This window comes from Paraplanobispora takensis, from assembly GCF_016863195.1.
Lineage (GTDB): Bacteria > Actinomycetota > Actinomycetes > Streptosporangiales > Streptosporangiaceae > Planobispora > Planobispora takensis.
Map to the genome: position 1 here is coordinate 73,413 of NZ_BOOK01000049.1, position 20,563 is coordinate 93,975.

At 71.7% G+C, this 20,563-nt stretch carries 20 protein-coding genes; 13 read left to right on the forward strand and 7 right to left on the reverse strand.

Features of this window, described 5'->3' with window-relative positions:
- Positions 1 to 20: 20 nt before the first annotated feature.
- A complete protein-coding gene (locus tag Pta02_RS31640; protein ID WP_203878641.1) occupies positions 21 to 905 on the reverse strand; it encodes an NAD-dependent epimerase/dehydratase family protein in 885 nt (294 codons plus the stop codon).
- Between the two features lie 492 nt (positions 906 to 1,397).
- Between Pta02_RS31640 and Pta02_RS31645 the strand changes: the two genes are divergently transcribed.
- The 6 genes from Pta02_RS31645 to Pta02_RS31670 all read left to right on the forward strand — a co-directional run bounded on the left by Pta02_RS31645 (position 1,398) and on the right by Pta02_RS31670 (position 8,101).
- Positions 1,398 to 2,375: a carbohydrate ABC transporter permease gene (locus Pta02_RS31645; protein WP_203878642.1), complete on the forward strand. Its 978-nt coding sequence runs from the start codon at positions 1,398 to 1,400 to the stop codon at positions 2,373 to 2,375.
- Positions 2,359 to 3,222: a carbohydrate ABC transporter permease gene (locus Pta02_RS31650; RefSeq protein ID WP_203878643.1), complete on the forward strand. Its 864-nt coding sequence runs from the start codon at positions 2,359 to 2,361 to the stop codon at positions 3,220 to 3,222. The genes Pta02_RS31645 and Pta02_RS31650 overlap by 17 nt, the downstream gene beginning before the upstream one ends.
- Before the next feature lie 44 nt (positions 3,223 to 3,266).
- Complete coding sequence (locus Pta02_RS31655) at positions 3,267 to 4,538, forward strand: ABC transporter substrate-binding protein (protein ID WP_203878644.1); 1,272 nt, start codon at positions 3,267 to 3,269, stop codon at positions 4,536 to 4,538.
- Between the two features lie 111 nt (positions 4,539 to 4,649).
- Entirely contained in the window at positions 4,650 to 5,936 is a 1,287-nt protein-coding gene (locus Pta02_RS31660) for a Gfo/Idh/MocA family protein (protein WP_203878645.1), read from the forward strand.
- A gap of 3 nt (positions 5,937 to 5,939) precedes the next feature.
- Positions 5,940 to 7,106, forward strand: coding sequence for an alpha/beta hydrolase (locus Pta02_RS31665; RefSeq protein ID WP_203878646.1), 1,167 nt, complete (start codon positions 5,940 to 5,942; stop codon positions 7,104 to 7,106).
- Complete coding sequence (locus tag Pta02_RS31670; protein ID WP_203878647.1) at positions 7,097 to 8,101, forward strand: LacI family DNA-binding transcriptional regulator; 1,005 nt, start codon at positions 7,097 to 7,099, stop codon at positions 8,099 to 8,101. Before Pta02_RS31665 ends, Pta02_RS31670 begins: the two co-directional genes overlap by 10 nt.
- Here Pta02_RS31670 and Pta02_RS31675 read toward each other — a convergent pair.
- Genes Pta02_RS31675 through Pta02_RS31690 form a run of 4 tightly spaced genes read right to left on the reverse strand, consistent with a single transcriptional unit; the run spans position 8,093 to position 10,158 of the window.
- On the reverse strand, positions 8,093 to 9,058 hold the full coding sequence (locus Pta02_RS31675) for an ATP-binding protein (RefSeq protein WP_203878648.1): 966 nt from the start codon (positions 9,056 to 9,058) through the stop codon (positions 8,093 to 8,095). The genes Pta02_RS31670 and Pta02_RS31675 overlap by 9 nt on opposite strands.
- Before the next feature lie 9 nt (positions 9,059 to 9,067).
- The gene (locus tag Pta02_RS31680) at positions 9,068 to 9,409 is read right to left on the reverse strand and encodes a hypothetical protein (protein WP_203878649.1); all 342 of its coding nucleotides are present in this window, start codon (positions 9,407 to 9,409) and stop codon (positions 9,068 to 9,070) included.
- 5 nt (positions 9,410 to 9,414) lie between these two features.
- Positions 9,415 to 9,732, reverse strand: a complete 318-nt coding sequence (locus Pta02_RS31685; protein WP_203878650.1) for a hypothetical protein — start codon at positions 9,730 to 9,732, stop codon at positions 9,415 to 9,417.
- A gap of 27 nt (positions 9,733 to 9,759) precedes the next feature.
- Complete coding sequence (locus Pta02_RS31690; RefSeq protein WP_203878651.1) at positions 9,760 to 10,158, reverse strand: hypothetical protein; 399 nt, start codon at positions 10,156 to 10,158, stop codon at positions 9,760 to 9,762.
- 243 nt (positions 10,159 to 10,401) lie between these two features.
- Here Pta02_RS31690 and Pta02_RS31695 point away from each other — a divergent pair, with 243 nt between their 5' ends.
- The 7 genes from Pta02_RS31695 to Pta02_RS31725 all read left to right on the forward strand — a co-directional run bounded on the left by Pta02_RS31695 (position 10,402) and on the right by Pta02_RS31725 (position 17,089).
- On the forward strand, positions 10,402 to 12,090 hold the full coding sequence (locus Pta02_RS31695; RefSeq protein WP_203878652.1) for a sensor histidine kinase: 1,689 nt from the start codon (positions 10,402 to 10,404) through the stop codon (positions 12,088 to 12,090).
- Positions 12,090 to 12,740 carry a response regulator transcription factor gene (locus Pta02_RS31700; protein ID WP_203878653.1) on the forward strand — a complete coding sequence of 217 codons (651 nt, stop codon included), beginning with the start codon at positions 12,090 to 12,092 and terminating at the stop codon, positions 12,738 to 12,740. Before Pta02_RS31695 ends, Pta02_RS31700 begins: the two co-directional genes overlap by 1 nt.
- Positions 12,741 to 12,805: 65 nt before the next feature.
- Positions 12,806 to 13,750 carry a ribokinase gene (locus tag Pta02_RS31705; RefSeq protein WP_239131377.1) on the forward strand — a complete coding sequence of 315 codons (945 nt, stop codon included), beginning with the start codon at positions 12,806 to 12,808 and terminating at the stop codon, positions 13,748 to 13,750.
- Positions 13,751 to 13,847: 97 nt separating this feature from the next.
- Positions 13,848 to 14,384 (forward strand): NUDIX hydrolase family protein, encoded by a 537-nt coding sequence (locus Pta02_RS31710; RefSeq protein WP_203878654.1) that lies wholly within the window; start codon positions 13,848 to 13,850, stop codon positions 14,382 to 14,384.
- A 50-nt stretch (positions 14,385 to 14,434) separates the two neighbouring features.
- The gene (locus Pta02_RS31715; protein WP_203878655.1) at positions 14,435 to 15,277 is read left to right on the forward strand and encodes a PHP domain-containing protein; all 843 of its coding nucleotides are present in this window, start codon (positions 14,435 to 14,437) and stop codon (positions 15,275 to 15,277) included.
- 124 nt (positions 15,278 to 15,401) lie between these two features.
- Positions 15,402 to 15,815 (forward strand): YchJ family protein, encoded by a 414-nt coding sequence (locus Pta02_RS31720; protein WP_203878656.1) that lies wholly within the window; start codon positions 15,402 to 15,404, stop codon positions 15,813 to 15,815.
- Positions 15,816 to 15,934: 119 nt separating this feature from the next.
- Positions 15,935 to 17,089, forward strand: a complete 1,155-nt coding sequence (locus Pta02_RS31725) for a methyltransferase (RefSeq protein WP_203878657.1) — start codon at positions 15,935 to 15,937, stop codon at positions 17,087 to 17,089.
- Between the two features lie 105 nt (positions 17,090 to 17,194).
- Here Pta02_RS31725 and pflA read toward each other — a convergent pair whose 3' ends face one another.
- Complete coding sequence (pflA, locus tag Pta02_RS31730; RefSeq protein WP_203878658.1) at positions 17,195 to 17,920, reverse strand: pyruvate formate-lyase-activating protein; 726 nt, start codon at positions 17,918 to 17,920, stop codon at positions 17,195 to 17,197.
- Between the two features lie 31 nt (positions 17,921 to 17,951).
- A complete protein-coding gene (gene pflB, locus Pta02_RS31735) occupies positions 17,952 to 20,213 on the reverse strand; it encodes a formate C-acetyltransferase (RefSeq protein WP_203878659.1) in 2,262 nt (753 codons plus the stop codon).
- Positions 20,214 to 20,563: the final 350 nt, after the last annotated feature.

Below are 20,563 nucleotides of genomic sequence, written 5' to 3' on the forward strand. Positions count from 1 at the left end.
GGGGGAAAGGCTCTGGGGTGTCAGGAGAGTTCGGTGCGCCAGCTGCGCTTGGCCTGCCAGCCGAGCAGCTCGCCGGCCTTGGCCGAGGAGAAGGCGGGGGTGGTGCCGGTGAGGGTGTCGGCGAAGCCCGCGGTGGACGGGATGACCTCGGGCAGCAGCTCGGCCAGCGGCTCGCGCGCCAGGGCGTCGGCGGCCCCGGCGAAGAAGACCTCGCCGTTGGGCAGCCCGGGCAGCCGGTCGAGCAGGGTCATGAGCATGTCGGCCGCGTCGCGGGCGTCGATGTAGTTGAACAGCGAGACCCCGGCGATCTCGGGCCGGTCCAGGCGTTCGGCGACCGTGTGCCCCGACTGGGTCGGGGCGCCCTCCCACTCCTCCGGCGCGATCACGAAGCAGGGCCGCACCGCCGCCAGTTTGGTGGCGGTCGCGGTGCGGGCGAAGGAGCGCACCGTCTCCTCGGCGACGACCTTGGACAGGTTGTAGGCGTTCCACGGCAGGACCGGGTGGTCCTCGTCCAGGGGCAGGTAGGAGGGGGTCCAGCCGCCCGGCGCGCCGTACCCCATGACGGTCGGGCTGCTGGCCACGACCACCTTGCCCACGCCCAGCGCCACCGCCGCGTCGCACACGTTGAAGGCCAGCTGCGTGTTGGTGCGGAAGGTCACCGCGTCGCTGTGGCTGAACGGGGTGGCGATGGCGGCCAGGTGCACGACGGCGTCCGGCCGGAAGCGCGCGATCACCTGGTAGGCCTCGCCGAGATCGGTCAGATCGGCGGGGAGGGTGGCGGCGGCGTCGGCGGGCGTTCCCGGGGCCCGGTCCACGCCGATCACCTCGTGCCCGGCCGCGGCGAGCGCGGACACGACGCTGCGCCCGAGGCGCCCGGCGCTCCCGGTGACAAGAGTTCTGCTCACGGGTGTCTTTTCCCTTCTGGCAGTCCCGGACGAGCCAGGGACTGCAACCAGTTGCACTGAACAGTGTCGGCATCTGCCCGAAACGTCAAGGGCTCATTTTCGACAGTGCCTTTGACCTGCCGCTTCGTTTCCACGAGACGATGGGAGGCATCGCAACCGGTAGCAGAATCGATGCCGTCAATCCTCGGGCGAAGGCGGTTGCGGTCTATTCATCCTATGATTCGATGTATTGCTCATCGGTTCTGCAACCGCTTGTAGCAACCAAGTCATACTCACGAAATTGTTTACCTGGCCGACATCTGTCATTACCGGTCTCAGCTGGACAAACGCTGCGAACGATATATCGGTAACAGCTAGGTAACGCCTGCAAAGGGTTGACGTAACTTTCCGGGACCTATAGGAAAGCGCCATCCAATCACGTCTCACCGGGAGGTCCCGTGATGACGACTGAATCACCGCGTGTCCGGCGCCGGCCCGTCCAGGGGTCGCGCCGTGGTTGATTCGCTGTCGCTGAAGCCTGAGGCCGCGGCTCCCGCCCCCGCACCCGCCGTCAAGCGCGGGCGCGGGCGTCCCCAGCCGTCCCTCCGTTCCCGCCGTGAGGCGTGGGCGGCCCACCTGTTCCTCGTGCCGTGGTTCATCGGCCTGTTCCTGATCACGATCGGCCCGATCGTCGCGTCGTTCTATCTGTCCTTCACCGACTACAGCCTCCTGGAGGAGGCCAAGTGGGTCGGGCTGGAGAACTACATCAAGCTGTTCACCGAGGATCCGCGCTTCTGGACCTCGCTGAAGGTCACCGCGGTCTACGTGGTCGTGTCGGTCCCGCTCCAGCTCGCCTTCGCCCTGGCCCTGGCGCTGCTGCTCGACCGCGGCCTGCGCGGTCTGTCGTTCTACCGCTCGATCTACTATCTGCCGTCGCTGCTCGGCGGCAGCGTCGCGATCGCCATCCTCTGGCGGAAGATCTTCGGCGCCGACGGTCTGGTCAACGCGATCCTGGCCGTCTTCGGCATCCAGGGCACCAGCTACGTCAACAACCCCGACACCGCGCTGAGCACCCTGATCCTGCTGCACGTGTGGACGTTCGGCGCCCCCATGGTCATCTTCCTGGCGGGCCTGCGGCAGATCCCCAGCAGCTACTACGAGGCCGCCTCGATCGACGGTGCCGGGACGCTCCAGCAGTTCAAGTCGATCACGCTGCCGCTGCTCACGCCGATCATCTTCTTCAACCTCGTGCTGGAGATCATCAAATCGTTCCAGTCGTTCACGCAGTCGTTCATCGTCAGCAACGGCACCGGCGGCCCGACCGACTCCACGCTCTTCTACACGCTCTACCTCTACACCAAGGGGTTCAAGGACTACGAGATGGGCTACGCCTCGGCGCTGGCCTGGGTGCTCGTGGTCATCATCGCCGCTCTGACCGGAATCAACTTCCTCGCGTCCAAGTATTGGGTCTTCTATGGCGACAGTAAGTAGCCGCAATCCGGTCCTGTACCGGCGCCGCGTCACCAGGGGTGCCAAGCACCTGATGCTGATCGGCTTCGGCCTGGTCATGCTCTATCCGCTGCTGTGGATGATCTCCAGCTCGCTCAAGCCGGAGGAGCTGATCTTCCGGGAGCCGGGCCTGATCCCCAGCGAGATCACCTTCGAGAACTACACGCAGGGCTGGAACGCGCTCGCGCACCCCTTCAGCTACTACCTGTGGAACTCGGCGCTCATCACGATCCTGTCGGTGGTCGGCAACCTGGCGGCGTGCTCGCTGGCGGCCTACTCCTTCGCCCGGTTGAACTTCCCGCTGAAGAAGCTGTGGTTCGCGCTCATGCTCGGCACGATCATGCTGCCGCTGCACGTGGTGATCGTGCCGCAGTACATCATGTTCTCCCAGCTGGACATGATCAACACGATCTGGCCGCTGATCCTGCCGAAGTTCCTGGCCCACGACTCGTTCTTCATCTTCCTGATGGTCCAGTTCATCAGGACGCTGCCGCGCGAGCTCGACGAGGCCGCCGCGATCGACGGCGCCGGATACTGGCGGACCTTCTTCCGCGTCATCCTCCCGCTGTGCACCCCCGCGCTGACCACCACGGCGATCTTCACCTTCATCTGGACCTGGAATGACTTCTTCAGCCAGCTCCTCTACCTGAACAACCCCGACAACTTCACCGTCCCGGTGGCGCTGCGCAGCTTCCTGGACTCCAGCGGTGAGTCGTCGTGGGGTCCGATGTTCGCCATGTCGATCATCGCCCTCGGGCCGATCTTCGGATTCTTCCTGGCCGGCCAGAAGTACCTGATCCGCGGTATGGCCACCACGGGTCTCAAGTAGTCCTCTTCAACCCCCTGAGAAAAGCTAAAGAGGAAGGACGAGAGATGCGCTCTCTCAAGACGGTCGCCGCGCTCGCGGTGGCGGCTCTCACCCTGACGGCGTGCGGCAGCGGCGGCGGTGACGGCGAAGCGGCCGACGGCAAGGTCAAGCTCCGCTTCTCCTACTGGGGCGCCGACTCCCGGCAGAAGCTCACCGAGCAGGCGATCGCCGCGTTCGAGAAGAAGAACCCGAACATCGACGTGGTGGGCGAGTTCTCCGACTGGGCGAGCTACTACGAGTCGCTGGCCACCAAGGTCGCGGCCAACGACGCGCCCGACGTGATGACCCTCGAGATCCGGGGCCTGTCGGAGTACGCCGGCCGCGGCGCCCTCACCGACCTGTCCGGCAAGGTCAACACCGCCGACCTCGACCAGGGCGTGCTGCCCTCCGGTCAGGTCGAGGGCAAGCAGTACGCCCTGCCCACCGGCGTCAACGTCTTCGCGGTGCTCGCCAACAAGGCCACCATCGAGAAGGCGGGCGAGAAGATGCCCGACGACGCGACCTGGACGTGGGACGACTACATCGAGCTCTCCTCGAAGATCACCAAGGGGGGCGGCGGCTCGATCTACGGCACCGAGTACACCTTCAACCCCGCCTACCTGACCATCTTCGCCGCCCAGCGCGGCGAGCAGTTCTACAACAACGGCAAGATCGGCATCACGCCCGAGACCCTCAAGGCCTGGTGGGCGAACTTCGACAAGCTGATCAAGACCAAGGGCTCGCCCGACGCCGCCAAGATGGCCGAGACCGCCGCCGCCGGTCAGGAGCAGTCGCTGATCGCGACCAACACCGGCGGGTTCGGCATGTGGTGGACCAACCAGCTCGGCGCCATGACCAAGTCCTCGGGCCAGGAGCTGACCCTGCTCCGCCTGCCGAAGTCGCCGGACGCGCAGAAGTCGGGGCTGTTCCTGCAGCCGGCCATGCACTGGACGATCTCCAGCAAGACCGAGCACCCGGCCGAGGCCCAGAAGTTCGTCGACTTCCTGCTCAACGACCCCGAGGCCGGCGCCATCCTGCTCAGCGACCGCGGCCTGCCGATCAACAGCAAGGTCCTGGCGTCCATCAAGGACAAGCTCCCGCCGGCCGACCAGCAGACCCTGACCTTCATCGACTCCATCAAGGGCGACCTCGACCAGGTCGTCGTCCCGCCGAAGGGCGGCGGCAAGATGGAGGACATCATCCGGCGCTACTCCGAGGCCGTGACCTCCGGTCAGCAGAGCCCCGACGAGGCGGCCACCAAGCTCCTCGAGGAGGCCAACGCGGCCATCTCCGGCTGATCCGCCGGCGGCAGGGCGTCGCACGCCCGGCCGGGAAACACCCTCACGCCTGCCGTACGGCCCGTTCGGGAGCGCTCGGGCCGTACGGCAGCACACCATCGGGGAGAAGAGATGAGATACGCATTCGTCGGGCTCGGCCACCGCGCCCAGATGTACGTGGACGCGCTGCTCGGCGACTGGCGCGACACCGGCACCGTCGTCGCCCTGTGCGACACCAACCGCACGCGTATGGACTACTACGTCGAGCGGATCGGCCAGGACGTCCCGTGCTTCGCGCCGGACGACTACGTCAAGATGCTCGACCTGTGCGACGCGGTGGTCGTGGCCACCGTGGACGCCACGCACGCCCACTACGTCGTCACGGCGCTGGAGGCGGGCAAGCGCGTGATCGTCGAGAAGCCGCTGACGATCGACGCCGAGAGCTGCGCCGCGATCGCCGCTGCGGCGGAGCGGAGCACCGGCTCCCTGATCGTCACCTTCAACTACCGCTACTCGCCCCGCAACTCCGCCGTGCGCCGCCTCATCATGGAGGGCGCGATCGGCGAGATCACCTCCGTGCACTTCGACTGGGCCCTGGACACCATCCACGGCGCCGACTACTTCCGCCGCTGGCACCGCGCCAAGGTCAACTCCGGCGGGCTGCTGGTGCACAAGTCCACCCACCACTTCGACCTGGTCAACTGGTGGCTGGCCGCCGCGGCGCAGAGCGTGTACGCCCGGGGCGACCTGCGCTTCTACGGCGCCGAGAACGCCCGGGCCCGCGGCCTGGAGACCCGGCCCGAGCGCGGCCAGGGCGCGTCCGGCCTCGGCAGCGACCCGTTCATCCTGGACATCTCCGCCGACCCGCGGCTCAAGCGCCTGTACCTGGACGCCGAGCACGAGGACGGCTACATCCGCGACCAGGACGTCTTCGCCGAGGGCGTCACCATCGAGGACAACATGGCGGTCCTGGTCCACTACGACAACCGGGCCCTGCTCACCTACTCGCTCAACGCGCACGCGCCCTACGAGGGCTACCGGGCCGTGTTCAACGGCACCGGCGGGCGGATCGAGCTGGAGGTGTGCGAGCGCGCCTGGACGCCGCCGCACGCGGCGATCGACCCGACCGCCGCCTCCAAGGAGCACGCGACGGGCACCTGGGAGAAACTCGTCCTGCACCAGCACTGGAAGGAGCCGCAGGAGGTCCCGATCGAGCAGGGCGCCGGCGGCCACGGCGGCGGTGACCGGCTGCTGCTGAACGACGTGTTCCGCGGTCCGGACGACGACCCGCTGGCCCGGCAGGCCGGCTATCTCGACGGCATCCGCAGCGTCATGGTGGGCGCCTCGGCCAACGAGTCGATCCGCACCGGCCGCCCGATCCACCTGGTCGACGGCGGCACCCGCATGGCGGACAGCTGAGCCGTGCCGTCGGATCGCGAAGACAGCCCGCGCTCCCTGCGGCACCTCGGTGAGTTCTCCGCCCTCGCCGGGATCGCCGCCGCGCAGCGCGGGCTGTTCCCCAGACCCGGCCCGCGGCTGCGCGAGCAGGCCCGCGACGCGCTGGGCGTGCTGGACCTGACCGCCGCGGACGTGCGCACCGAGCGGACCTGGACGTCGGGCGGGCTGGCGGGGGAGGAGGTCTCCTGGGACGTCGGGTTCGGCCCCCGGACCCGCGCCTACGTGCTGCGCCCCCGCGAGGCGGGCGGCGCGGCGCTGCCGGGCGTCCTGGCGCTGCACTGCCACGCCGGGATGAAGCGGGCGGGCAAGGAGAAGATCGCCGACGGACCGGACGCCCCGTCCGCCGAGGTGGGCAGGCTGCGGGCCGCGCTCTACGGCGGCCGGGCGTGGGCGGGGGAACTGGCCCTGCGCGGGTTCACCGTACTGGTGCCCGACGTCCTGGGCTGGGGCAGCCGCAGGTTCCCCCTGACCGACATGCCCCCCGCCGCCCTCGCCTGCGTCCCCGCCGCTCCGGACGACTCCGCCGGGCCGGGGACGGCGGTGCCCGGCGAGGCCGACCGCTACGAGGTGGCGGCCGCCCACCACGAGCACGTGCTGGCCAAGTACTGCACCGTGCTCGGCACCTCCTACGCGGGCGCGGTGGCGGGGGAGGACCTGGCCGCGGCCGCCTATCTGCGCTCGCGCCCGGACACCGGTCCCGTCGGCTGCGCCGGGCTGTCGGGCGGCGGCCTGCGCGCGGCCCTGCTCGGCGCCTTCGACCCGGACCAGGCGGCGGTCGCGGTGATCGCGATGATCTCCTCCTACCGGGACATGCTGGACGGCTACGTGGCCGGCCACACCTGGATGCTGTACCCGCCGGGCCTGTCGCGGCTGTGCGACCTGCCCGACCTGGTGGCCTGCGCCGCCCCCCGGCCGCTGCTGGTCTGGTACGGCGAGCACGACCCGATCCTCCCGCCGGCCGGCATGCGCCGTGCCCACGAGACGATCACCGGGCACTACCGGGAGGCCCCGCGGGGGTACACGGGCGTGTTCGCCCCGGCGGGGCACGAGTTCGGCCTCACGGCCCAGGAACAGGTCTTCGACTGGCTCACCCGCCACGTGACGGAGGACGGAGGCGCACGATGGCGGTGACCATCAGGGACGTGGCCAGGGAGTCGGGCGTCCACGTCTCGACGGTGTCGCGGACGTTCTCCTCGCCGCACCTGGTGAGCGTGCAGACGCGCAACCGGGTGCTGGCGGTGGCCGAGGGGCTGGGGTACCGGCCGAACCGGGCGGCGCGGGCGCTGACGACGGGCCGTACCCACAACCTGGGCCTGATCGTGGCCGACATCGCCAACCCGTTCTTCCCCCCGCTGATCAAGGCGGCCCAGGCGCAGGCGCGCGAGCGCGACTATCACGTGTTCGTGGCCGACACCGACGAGAACCCGCTGCTGGAGCAGGAGCTGATCGAGACCCTGTGCAAGCAGGTGGACGGGGTGCTGCTGTGCAGCCCGCGCCTGTCCAACCGGGTGATCGAGCGCCTGGGGGTGCAGGTGCCCTTCGTGGTGGTCAACCGCCGGGTGAAGGGGTCGGCCACGGTGCTGATGGACGTGGGCCAGGGAGTGCGGGCCGGGATCGCCCACCTGGTGGAGCTGGGGCACCGGCGGCTGGCGTTGCTGCCGGGACCGAGCGGCTCATGGACGAGCGAGGAGATGCAGGCCGCCGCCACCGCCGCCGCCGCCGAGGCCGGTGCGGACCTGACGGTCCTGCGACCGGCCGGGCCGACCGAGCAGGGCGGGCTCGCGGCGGCCCAGGCGGTCGCCGGGGCCGGGGCGACCGGCGTGCTCTGCTACAACGACCTGGTCGCGCTGGGCCTGATCGAGGGACTGCGCAAGCAGGGCCTGTGCGTGCCCGAGGACCTGAGCGTCATCGGCGTGGACGACAGCCTGCCCGGCAGGCTGAACCGGCCGAAGCTGACGACGATCACGATGCCGACCGCGGCCGCCGGCCGGATGGCGGTCGACCTGCTGCTGGCGGCCGTCAGCGCGGGGGAGTCCGGGATCCCCACCCTGGCCCGGCTGGAGACCACCCTGGTGGTACGCGAGTCCACCGGCAGGGCGCGGGAGGCCGCGCGGCGTTCACTGTGACGGCTCCGGCTCATCGGCGGCGGGTGGCTGAGGCTCGGCACCGGCAGCGGCGTCGAGGACGGCTTCGGCGAGATCGGGGGGCGCCGGGTGGGGGGACGGGGCCTGGGCCGCCCGGCGGGCGGTCCGGGCCGACTCCAGCGAGGTCCGGAAGTCGGCCTGGGTCACGTGGGGGCGGCCCGCGCACAGGGCGCGGGTGGCGGCCTCGATGACGGCTTTCTTGATCTCGCGGCCGGAGACGCCGTCCATCCGGGCCAGGGTCGTGCAGCAGACGTCCGGGGCCAGCGGGAGCCGGGGCGGCAGGTGCGCGCGCCAGATGGCCTCGCGGGCCGGGGCGTCGGGCAGGGGGATCTGTATGTGCCTGACGCGGGTGTGGACGGCCGGGTCGTAGCTGCTCGCGGAGTTGGTGGCGAAGACGACCAGCCCCTCGAAGGCGTCCAGGGCCATGAGAAGGGCGCCGCGCAGGGTGTTGACGGCGTGTTCCGAGCCCTGGCTGGTGGCCTCGAAGCGGCGGTGGAGCAAGGTGTCGGCCTCGTCGAGGAAGAGGACCGCGTCGTGCTGCCGGGCGGCGGCGAACAGGGCGTGGAGATTCCTGGTGCCGTCGCCGTGGTACTTGGACTCCAGTTGGGTGTAGTCGGCCAGGATGATCCTCTTGCCGAGGCGCCGTGCGATCGCGTGGGCGGCCATGGTCTTGCCCGTCCCCGACGGGCCGTGCAGGCTGATCGCGGTGTTGGGATGCGGCTCGATCATCCGCAGGCCCCAGTGGTCGAACAGCTGCTCGCGCCGTCGCATGGTCTCGATCGCGAGCATGAGCTGTTCCCGGGTCGCCTCGGGCAGGATGAGCCGGTCGAAGTCGTGCTCGGGTTCGACCGGGCGGAAGAGCGCCGGTGCCTCGCCGTCGGGTTCCGGCGGGCGGGTCCTTTCGCGCAGCAGTCTCTGGAAGTCGGTCTCGCCGTGCATGGGGGTCCTTCAGGTGTGGAGGCGGAAGGAGTGGGCGGTGCCGAACGCCGAGCGCAGGTCGGCGCCGACCGGCCCGGTCCAGGTCGTGTGCGCGACCTGCCGGCCGTGCGCCGTCAGGCCGATGGTGACGACGTTGACCTGGCCGTCGGCCAGATGCCGGCGGATGATGTCGGCGTAGGCGGCGTCGCTGTGGCGGCCCAGCCAGTCGCGGATCGCCTGCAGCGTGACCGAGACGAGGGTGCGGGCCGCCTGATGGACGGGTCTGTCATAGGCGCGGGCCTCGGGCTCGTCGAAGAAGAGCTTCTTGACCCCCCAGGCGATGGCGCCGATGACGATCAGTGTGATCAGCATGGCCGTCAGGTCCAGACCGTGACGGGTCTGCCGGTGTGCGCCTGGACGACCCGTCGGTCGGCCGAGTTCGCCCGGACGCGGCGGGGCCGGCCGACGAACGTCCCGGCCCGCTGGTCGAAGATGCCCTGGACGATGTTGAAGTCGCCGGAGCGCAGGCTCTGGGCCACGGTCACGGCGAGCGCGTTCGGGTCGGTGGCCAGCTGCGCCTGCTTGTCGACGAACCAGTCGGTGAGCGTGGCGAACGCGAGATGCAGAAGCCGGATCACCACGTCGATGACGAGCTGGGCCACGGCGGTGAGGATGAGCCAGGTGATGGGGTCCATGGGATGGGTCCCTGTCCTCTCGGGATCTCAGGAGAAGATGACGACGGGGTGGGCGCCGAAGTGCTCTTCGAGCTCGGGATCGAGCGCGCCCGCCACGTAGGTCCTGGTCGGGGCGCCGGTGAGGGGCTCACCGTCGGCGTCCAGGAAACCGAGCCACAGCAGCAGGCCTTGGCGGTGCTCCTGGCGTACGGCCGCGGCGGCCTCGGCTCCCTCTGCCCGTTCGCGGCCGGCCAGGAAGAACTCGGCCACGTCCCGCATGGTGATCGTGTCGACGTACGGCGGATCGCCCATCCTGATCGACCGGGTCGTCCTGGACAGGACGGCGGCGAGCCGCGAGATGCCGGCGAGGTTGCGGGCGACCGACTCGGCGGACGCCCCCGTCTGCCGCATCGCCTCACCGGCTCGCCGGCGGAGAATACGTGTCATCGTCGCTCTCCCAGTTCATCGTCCGGAGATTTCCCCGGTCCGTTCTCGCCGCGCGGGGCGGCGGCCTCGCCGGGCCGGACGGCCGGCGCCGCCCGCCCAGGATGGTTGCGCGGCCGGCCTCGGCACATCAGAGGAGCCCCTGACGAGGTTCCGGGTTTTCCCCCTTCCGCATCCGCGGCCGGGCTGAGGACACTGCTCGGCAGGGAGGCCCGAAGAAAGGCCCGTCTGGGGAAGGAGGCCGTCGTGCGTACCCTGCTGATCGCCGTGGCCGCGCTCGGATACGGGTTGTGGGCGGTGTGGCCGGACTTCGCCCACGGCACCGCCGCCGCGATCCTGCTGCTGACCGGACAGGTGGCGCTGGCCGTCACCGGCGGGCTGTTCCTCGCCGAGGGCAGGCGCCTGGTCGGGGTCCTGTTCGTCGCGGCGGCGTTCGCCGAGCTGACCGCCGCTCTCACCAGCCGCCCGTGGGGCTGGCACCCCTTCGTCGCGGGGACGGTGCGGCCGGTCGGGGCGCTGCTCCTGATGACGGTCCTGCTGAGCTACCCCCACCGGCGCGTCGGGTACCGCTCCTTCGTCCTCGGCGCGGGCGCGCTCGTCCTGACGGCCGACCTGGCCGACGCCCTCACCTGGAACCCGGCCCCGCCCGGCCGGCCGCCGGTGGGCTTCGCCTGGATCACCCTCTACGACGGCGGACCCGGGCAGCGCCCCGCGTACGGCGTGTACTGGCTGCTGGTGATCGCCGTCGCCGTGGCCGCACTGGCCCTCGTCGTGCACCGCGCCCTGACGGCGCGCGGCCTGGAGCGGCGGGAGCTGGTGCCGGTGTTCTTCGCCTCGGCCGTGTACGGCTTCGCGATCCTGTCGCGCGCCGTCTGGATGGTCATCCCGTACTTCACCGGCGAGGGCGACCCGCTCGCCCCGGCCCACGTACCCGAGGTGGTCTCGATCTCCGCCGTGGCCGCGCCGCTGCTCATCCCGGCCGCCTTCCTCGCCGCGGCGGTCCGCCGCCGGCTGGACCGGGCCGCCGTGGCGGACCTGGTGACCGGCATCGCCCGGCCCGCCACGGTGGAGTCGGTGCGCGAGGCGCTGCGCCGGGCCCTGGCCGATCCCGGGCTGGAGCTGTTCACCGGCGACCCGCCCGGCGCCGACGGCCGGCTCGATCTGCAGATCACCGGCAGCACCGGCGGGCCGCTGGCCCACGTGCGTACCGCGCCCGAGCTGCGAAGGCGCGGCGACGTGGTGGAGGCGGCGCTGGGCGCGGCCGCACTCAGCCTGGAGAACGCCAGGCTCCACAGCGACCTCCAGCGGCAGCTGCGCCAGGTCGAGGACTCCCGCGCCCGGATCGTCGAGGCCGGTGTGGCCGAGCGCCGGCGGGTGGAACGCGACCTGCACGACGGCGCCCAGCAGCGGCTCCTGGCGCTGGCCGCGACGCTGGGCCGGCTCAACGCCGTCAGCGGCGATCCCGCGGTGCGCGAACTGGTCGACGAGGCCCGCGCAGACCTGCGCACCGCCCTGTCCGAACTGCGTGACCTGGCCAGGGGCATCCATCCGGCGGTGCTGGAGCAGATCGGCCTGGCGGCGGCCGTCGGGAGCGTCGCCGAGGCGCTGCCCGTCCCGATCGAGATCCGCATCGCACCGCTGGAGAGCGGTCCGGCGACCGAGACCACGCTCTACTTCGTCATCTGCGAGGCGCTCACCAACGCGATCAAGCACGCCGAGGCCCGCCGTATCACCGTCTCGGTCGCCCAGGAGCACGGCGAGATCGTCGCGGCCGTCGTCGACGACGGCCGCGGCGGCGCCGCCCTGCGGCAGGGCGGCGGCCTGGCCGGTCTGGCCGACCGCGTCAACGCCCTGGGCGGGGTGCTGCGCCTGCACAGTCCGCCGCAGGGCGGCACCCGGCTGGAAGCCCGGCTGGCCCGGCCGGTGAGCGGCTGATGCGGGTGATGCTGTGCGACGACTCCGCGCTGTTCCGGCGCGGGGTGGCGCTGCTCCTCGAAGGCGTCGGCGTCGAGGTCACCGGGCAGGCCAGGGACGTCGCCGAGCTGATGACGCTGATGCGCGGCCACCTGCCCGACGCGGTCATCCTCGACATCCGCATGCCGCCGACCTTCACCGACGAGGGCCTGACGGGCGCGGCCGCGCTGCGGGCCGCCCATCCGCGGCTGGGTGTGCTGGTGCTGTCCACCTACGCGGAGACCGCCTACGCGCAACGGCTGCTGGAGATCGGGCCCCGCGGGGTCGGATACCTGCTGAAGGACCGGGTGGACGACGCCGCCGCGATCCGTGACGCCCTCGCCCGGGTGATCGAGGGCGAGCCGGTCGTCGACGGTGAGATCATCAGCCGGCTGTTCGCCCGCCGCAAGGCGGCCTCCCCCCTCGACCGGCTGACCGAGCGGGAGCGCTCCGTCCTGACCCTGATGGCCGAGGGCCGGTCCAACCAGGCCATCGGCCGCCGGCTGCACCTCGGCGTCAAGACGATCGAGGGCCACATCGCGGCCATCTTCGCCAAGCTGGGCCTGGAGTCCGCCCCGGACGACAACAGGCGGGTGCTGGCCGTACTGGCCTGGATCCAGTCGGCGGCCTGACCGTACCGGGGAGACAACCTCTAAGGTGATCGTGGAGGGCGGGCCGAGGCGGAGGGCGGGACAGCGTGACGGGCGCCGGGACCGGACCGCATCTGACCGTGGTGGGGTCGGCCAACGCCGACCTGGTCATGGACGTCGCGCGGGTGCCGGGCAGGGGGGAGACGGTCCTCGGGTCCGGTTTGGCCGTGCATCCGGGAGGCAAAGGCGCCAACCAGGCGGTGGCCGCGGCCAGGCTGGGAGCGCGGGCGGCCCTGGTGGCCCGGATCGGCGGGGATCCGTACGGCGAGCTGGTCCGCCGTTCCCTGGAGTCGTCCGGGGTGGAGCTGTCGGCGCTGCGCCGGGACCCGGACCCCACCGGCCTGGCCGTCGTGCTGGTGCAGCCGGGCGGCGACAACTCGATCATCGTCGCCCCGGGGGCCAACGCCCGTCTCGGTGAGGACGACGTGCTCGCTGCCCGGCCGCTCATCGCGGCCTCGCGGGTGGTGTCGGTGGTGCGCGAGGTGCCCGACGACGCGGTGATCGCCGCCATCCGGACCGCGCGCTCGGCGGGCGTGCGCTGCCTGCTCAACCAGTCGCCGCCCGGGCCGCTCGCCGGGGATCTGCGGGAGGCGGTGGATCCGCTGGTCGTCAACGAGCACGAGGCCGCGGCGCTCCTGGAGGGCCCGTCCGCCCCCGGCGCACCGGTGGGCGAGGAGCCGGGGCAGTGGGCCCGCGCGCTGCTGGAGGCCGGGTACCGGTCCGTGGCCCTGACCCTCGGGTCGCTGGGCGCGGTGGTCGCCGACGCGCACGGCCTCACGCGGGTCCCCGCCCCGCGGGTGGAGGCGGTGGACACCACGGGGGCGGGGGACGCCTTCACCGCGGCGCTCGCCTGGCGCCTGGCGGAGGGGGAGCCGCTGGCGCGGGCGGCGCGCTTCGCCGTACGCGTCGGGTCGTACGCGGTGGGCCGGGCCGGCGCCCAGGACTCCTATCCGACGGCCGCGCAGATCGCCGGGACGGAGCGGGAGCCGTGACCGCGGGGCGGGCCGCCGTCCGTGACGTGTGACCATTCACCGCCCCGACTTGGGGGATGATCACTTCTCCGGGGGTGCCGGGAAGTACGATTGACGAATGACCGAAATGACCGAAACTACGCCCGGCTGGCTATCTCCGGACGAGCTGGAACTGACGCGCGCACGGATGCCGATCCTCTACATCGACGCGGTGCCGGTCCGGGTCGATGACACCGGATCGGTCACCCATGTCGGACTGCTGCTGCGCATCGCCTCCGATGGGACGGTCAGCCGCGCCCTGGTGTCCGGGCGCGTGCTCCACCACGAGCGGGTCCGCGACGCGCTCCTGCGTCACCTGGAGAAGGACCTGGGCCCCGTGGCGCTGCCCCGCGTCCCGACCTCTCCGCAGCCGTTCACCATCGCGGAGTACTTCCCGACGAAGGGTGTCACGCCGTACCACGACCCGCGCCAGCACGCGGTGTCGCTGGCCTACGTCGTCCCCGTCGCCGGGGACTGCCGCCCGCGTCAGGACGCCCTCGACCTGGTGTGGTTCACGCCGGAGGAGGCGGCCTCGCCGATGGTGCAGCAGGAGATGGCGGGCGGTCAGGGCGTCCTGCTGAAGCAGGCCCTCGCGCACGTGGGCTGCCTCACCTGACGGCCGTCCCCGGTGAGGCGTCGCGCGGCTCCGCCCGCCAGGATGGGACCGTGCGCATCGATCTCCACAGTCACAGTGACGCCTCGGACGGGACGTGCCCGCCGGGGGAGGTGGTCCGCCGGGCCCGGGCGGCGGGCCTGGACGTGCTGGCCCTGACCGACCACGACACCACGGCGGGGCACCGGGCGGCGGCCGAGGCCCTGGAGGGCGGCCTGACGCTGGTGCCGGGCATGGAGCTGTCCTGCCGCCGGGACGGGATGAGCGTCCACCTGCTGGTCTACCTGTTCGACCCGCGGGAGCCCGAGCTGGCACGTGAGCGCGCCATGATCCGGGGCGGCCGCGAGGACCGGGCGCGGGCCATGGTGGAACGGCTGGCCGAGCTGGGCGTGCCGATCACGATGGAGCGGGTGGCGCAGGTCGCGGGCGGCGGCGTGGTCGGGCGCCCGCACATCGCGCGGGTCCTGGCCGAGCTGGGCGTGGTCGGACGGCCCGCCGACGCGTTCACCCCCGAGTGGATCGGCTCCGGCGGCCGGGCCCACGTCCGGCGCTACGCCCCCGATCCGGTGCGGGCCGTACGGCTGGCGCGGGCGGCCGGGGGAGCGGCGGTGCTGGCCCACCCCAAGGCGGCCGAGCGGGGCAGGACCGTCCCGGACGAGTGGATCGCCGAGCTGGCGCAGGCGGGCCTGACCGGAGTGGAGGCCGACCACCCCGGCCACGACGCCGCGGCCCGGGCGGGCCTGCGGGGACTGGCCGGCGATCTCGCTCTGGCCGTCACCGGCTCCAGCGACGACCACGGCGATCTGACCGGCCACCGGCTGGGCTGTGAGACCACCGCCCCCGAGGAGTACGAACGGATCGTCGCCGCCGCGAAGGGCGCCTCCCCGATCGCCTGAGCCCGCAAGACCTCCGAGCGCCGGGACGCCGGGGCGCGGTGTCGAGGGGACGCGATGCCGGGGGTGCGGGGCCGGGAGGGCTCCCGCGGCATCCGGCGGTGGGCGAGGCGGGCACAATGAGGGCATGTCCCGACGCGGATCACGACCCCGGACCTCGCCCGCGGCCACCGGCGCCTGCCCGTGCGGGCTGCCCGCCCCCTACCGGGACTGCTGCGGGCGGCTGCACCGGGGCGAGGCCGCCGCGGCCACGGCGGAGCTGCTCATGCGCTCGCGCTTCAGCGCCTTCAGCGTCGGCGACGAGCGGTATCTCCTGCGCACCTGGCATCCGGCGGCGCGCCCGCCGCGCGTCGACCTCGACAAAACGGTGCGGTGGGTGCGCCTGGAGGTCCTGGAGACCACCGGCGGGAGCGCCTTCCACACCGAGGGAACGGTCCGCTTCCGCGCCCACTACGTCGAGCGGGGCAACGCCGGTCTGATGGACGAGAACAGCCGTTTCGTCCGCCACGAGGGCCGATGGGTCTACGCCGGGGCCCTCTGACCCGCCCCTCGGGGCGACGTCCGGTCCCGGCGTGGACCTCCCCGGTCTGAGGAGCACGCGACACCGGCCCGCGACCCCGTAACCGGACGGGGAGCCCGGAAGGCTAGCCTGAGGGCACGATGAACCCTCTGACAGCGCCGAGCGGTGAGTTCGACCTCGCCCGCTTCCCCGACGACCCCCGTGACCGGCTCCGTGCCTGGGACGCCGCCGACGAATACCTCCTGCGGCACCTCGCGGGGACGGGCGGGGAAACGGCCGATCCGCCGGGCGAGGTGGTCGTGCTGGGAGACCGCTGGGGCGCCCTGGCCACCGCGCTCTCCGGGCGCCGCCCCGTGCAGGTCACCGACTCCTTCCTCACCCAGGAGGCGACCCGGGCGAACCTGGAGCGCAACGGGATCGACGCGCAGGCGGTGCGGCTGCTGTCGGCCCTGGACGCGCCGCCGGAGCGCATCGGCGTGCTGCTGGTCCGGGTGCCCAAGAGCCTGGCCTTCCTGGAGGACCAGCTGCGCCGGCTGGCGCCCGGCGTGCACGAGGACACCCTCGTGGTCGGGACGGGGATGGTCACCGAGATCCACACCTCGACGCTCAAGCTGTTCGAGCGCGTCCTCGGGCCGACCAGGACCTCGCTGGCGGAGCGGAAGGCGCGGCTCATCTTCTGCTCGCCCGACCCGGCGATCCCGCGGACCCCCAGCCCGTGGCCGCGCAGCTACGCCCTGCCCGAGGACGTCGGGGTGGTCTCCGGCCGGACCGTCGTCAACCACGCGGGGATCTTCTGCGCCGACCGCCTCGACATCGGCACCAGGTTCTTCCTGCGCAACCTCCCCGACAGCCGCGGGCCCGAGCACATCGTGGACCTCGGCTGCGGGAACGGGGTGGTCGGGACGGCCGCGGCGCTGATCAACGGCGAGGCCGAGGTGACGTTCGTCGACGAGTCCCACCAGGCGGTGGCCTCGGCGCGGGCCACCTTCGAGGCGAACGCCGCGCCGGGCACGAAGGCCCGGTTCCTGGTGGGCGACGGCATGGCGGACGTGCCGGCCGGGACGGCCGACCTGGTGCTGAACAACCCGCCCTTCCACACCCACCGGGCGACGGGCGACGCGACGGCCTGGCGCATGTTCACCGGCTCGCGCGCCGCGCTGCGCCGCGGCGGGGAGCTGTGGGTCGTCGGCAACCGGCACCTGGGCTATCACGTGAAGCTGCGCCGGATCTTCGGCAACTGCGAGGTCGTCGCCGGCGACCCGAAGTTCGTGGTCCTGCGGGCCGTCAGGCGCTGACGGAGGACGGCGGGGCGGAGGACGGCCCGGTCCGGCGGCGACAGCGCACCCCGCGTGACCAGCCCGCCGTACACCTCGGCCGTTCCGGATGCGGCGGGGCGGGGATCAGCGGCTGTCGAGGCCGTGCGCGCGGAACTGAGCGTGCACGCGCTCCAGCAGCGCGGCGTCCGGCGGCTCGACGTCGGGCAGCGGATAGCGCAGCCCCAGCTTGGCGTACTTGCCCTCGGCCATCCGGTGGTAGGGCAGGACGTCGACGTGCTCGACGTTGGGCAGCGTGGCCACGAACGCCGCCAGCCCGTCGACGTTCTCCTCCTGGTCGGTCAGGCCGGGCACCAGGACGAAGCGCACCCAGGCGGGGCGCCCCAGCTCCGCCAGGCGGCGCGCGAAGCGCAGGGTGGGCGCCAGGTCGTTGCCGGTGACGCGCCGGTAGATCTGCGGGTCCCAGGACTTGATGTCCAGCAGGACCAGGTCGGTGTCGGCGAGCATGGCGTCGGTGGCGCGGTGGCCGAGGAAGCCGGAGGTGTCCAGCGCCGTGTGCAGGCCCATCTCGCGGCAGCGGCGCAGGAACTCGCCGGTGAAGGCCGGCTGCTGGAGGGGCTCGCCGCCGCTGACGGTCACCCCGCCGCCCGCGACCTCGATGAAGCGCCGGTAGCGCGCGGCGCGGGCCACGAGCTCGTCGACGGTGGCGGGGGTGCCGCGGCGCTGCTGCCAGGTGTCGGGGTTGTGGCAGTACAGGCAGCGCAGCGGGCACCCGGCCGTGAAGACCACGAAGCGGGTGCCGGGCCCGTCCACTCCCGTGGAGATGTCCCAGGAGTGGACGGAACCGGTCACGGGACCCTCCACGAGGCCGGCCCCGCCGGCCTCAGAGTGAGCCGTGGAAGGTGCGGTTGACGACATCGAGCTGCTGCTCCCTGGTCAGGCGGACGAAGTTGACCGCGTATCCGGAGACCCGGATGGTGAGCTGGGGGTACTTGTCGGGGTTGTCCATCGCGTCGAGCAGGATGTCGCGGTTGAGGACGTTGACGTTCATGTGGAAGCCGCCGCCGTCGAAGTAGCCGTCCAGCAGGCCCGCGAGGTTGCCGACGCGCTCCTCTGCGGTACGGCCGAGCCCGGCCGGCGTCACGGTGTTGGTGAGCGAGATGCCGTCCCCGGCCTGGTCGTAGGGGAGCTTGGCCACCGAAAGCGCCGAGGCGACCATGCCGTGCCGGTCGCGGCCGTTCATCGGGTTGGCGCCCGGGGCGAAGGGCTCGCCCGTCCGGCGGCCGTCGGGGGTGTTGCCGGTGTGCTTGCCGTACACCACGTTGGAGGTGATGGTCAGCACCGACTGGGTGTGCTCGGCGCCGCGGTAGGAGGGATACTTGCGGATCTTCTCCATGAAGCTGCGCACCAGCTCCACCGCGATGGCGTCGGCCCGGTCGTCGTCGTTGCCGTAGGCGGGATACTCGCCCTCGACGACGTAGTCGACCGCCAGGCCGGTCTCGTCGCGGACGACCCGCACGCCGCCGTACCTGATGGCCGACAGGCTGTCGGCGGCCACCGACAGGCCGGCGATGCCGCAGGCCAGGGTGCGCTTGACCGGATAGTCGTGCAACGCCATCTCGATGCGCTCGTAGGCGTACTTGTCGTGCATGTAGTGGATGACGTTGAGCGCGTCGACGTAGGTCTCGGCCAGCCAGTCCATCATCCGGTCCATGGCCGCGGCGACCTCCTCGTAGGAGAGGTACTCGCCGGTCACGGGCGGCAGCACCGGGCCGATCTGCTCTCCGGTGATCTCGTCGCGGCCGCCGTTGATCGCGTACAGCAGGGTCTTGGCCAGGTTGACCCGGGCGCCGAAGAACTGCATCTGCCGTCCCACGGGCGCGGCCGAGACGCAGCAGGCGATGGCGGTGTCGTCGCCGTGCACCGGCCGCATCAGCTCGTCGTTCTCGTACTGGATCGAGCTGGTCTCGATCGAGACCCTGGCGCAGAAGCGCTTGAACCCCTCCGGCAGGGCGGGCGACCACAGCACCGTCAGGTTGGGCTCGGGAGCGGGGCCGAGGTTGTAGAGGGTCTGCAGGAAGCGGAAGCTGGTGCGGGTGACCAGCGGGCGGCCGTCGGAGCCGATGCCGCCGATCGACTCGGTGACCCAGGTCGGGTCGCCGGAGAACAGCTCGTCGTACTCGGGGGTGCGCAGGAAGCGCACGATCCGCAGCTTGATCACGAAGTCGTCGACCAGCTCCTGGGCGCGGGTCTCGTCGATCACGCCCTCGTCGAGGTCGCGCTGGAGATAGACGTCCAGGAAGGTGGAGGTACGGCCCAGCGACATGGCGGCGCCGTTCTGCTCCTTGACGGCCGCGAGATAGCCGAAGTACAGCCACTGGATCGCCTCCTGGGCCGTCGCGGCGGGCCCGGAGACGTCGAAGCCGTAGGAGGCGGCCATCTGCTTCAGCTCGCCCAGCGCGCGGATCTGCTCGGCCAGCTCCTCCCGGTCGCGGATCACGTCCTCGAGCGAGGGCACGTCGGCCAGGGTGACCAGCTCGGCCTTCTTGGCGGCAACGAGCTGATCTACGCCGTAAAGGGCGACGCGCCGGTAGTCGCCGATGATCCGGCCGCGGCCGTAGGCGTCGGGCAGGCCGGTGACGATGTGCGAGCGGCGGGCGGCGCGGACACGCGGAGTGTAGGCGTCGAAGACGGCGGCGTTGTGCGTCTTGCGGTACTTGGTGAAGATCTCCTTGACCTGCGGGTCGATCGTGTACCCGTAGGCGGCCAGGCCGTTCTCCACCATCCGCAGCCCGCCGTTGGGCATGATCGCCCGCTTCAGCGGGGCGTCGGTCTGCAGGCCGACGATCAGCTCGTTCTCCCGGTCGATGTAACCGGGGGCGTGCGAGGTGATAGAGGAGGGGGTCGAGGCGTCCACGTCGTGGATCCCGCGCCGGCGCTCCTCGGGGAACATGGCGGTCAGGCGGTTCCAGACGGCGAGCGTGCGCGGCGTGGGCCCGGCCAGGAACGCCTCGTCCCCGGTGTAGGGCGTGTAGTTGGCCCGGATGAAGTCCCGCACGTCGACGGCCGAGCACCAGACGCCCCGGTGGAACCCTCGCCAGGCGCCGTCCAGCGCCGCCTGCCCGGTTTCAAGCGTGGTGCTCATTATTCGACCTCCTGTGCGGTGTGTGTACTTTCATTTTCGGTCGCACGCCGCACGATCATCGGAGGCCGAGGTCACCGGAGCGCAGGACTTTGGTCACAGGCTCCGGGCCACCGGCCGGTGGACGGGCGCCGGGCCGGTGAAGGGGGTGTCGGAACCGGTGGACAGGGGATAGTGCCGGTTGCAGCGGTGTCGGTCCCCTGACAGCCCGCCCCCTATCGATCAAGGAACGGACATGAGCTTCCACGTCGACTCCGAGGTCGGCCGGCTCCGGCAGGTCATCCTGCACAAGCCCGAGCTGGCCCTCAAGCGGCTGACCCCCTCCAACAAGGACGAACTGCTCTTCGACGAGG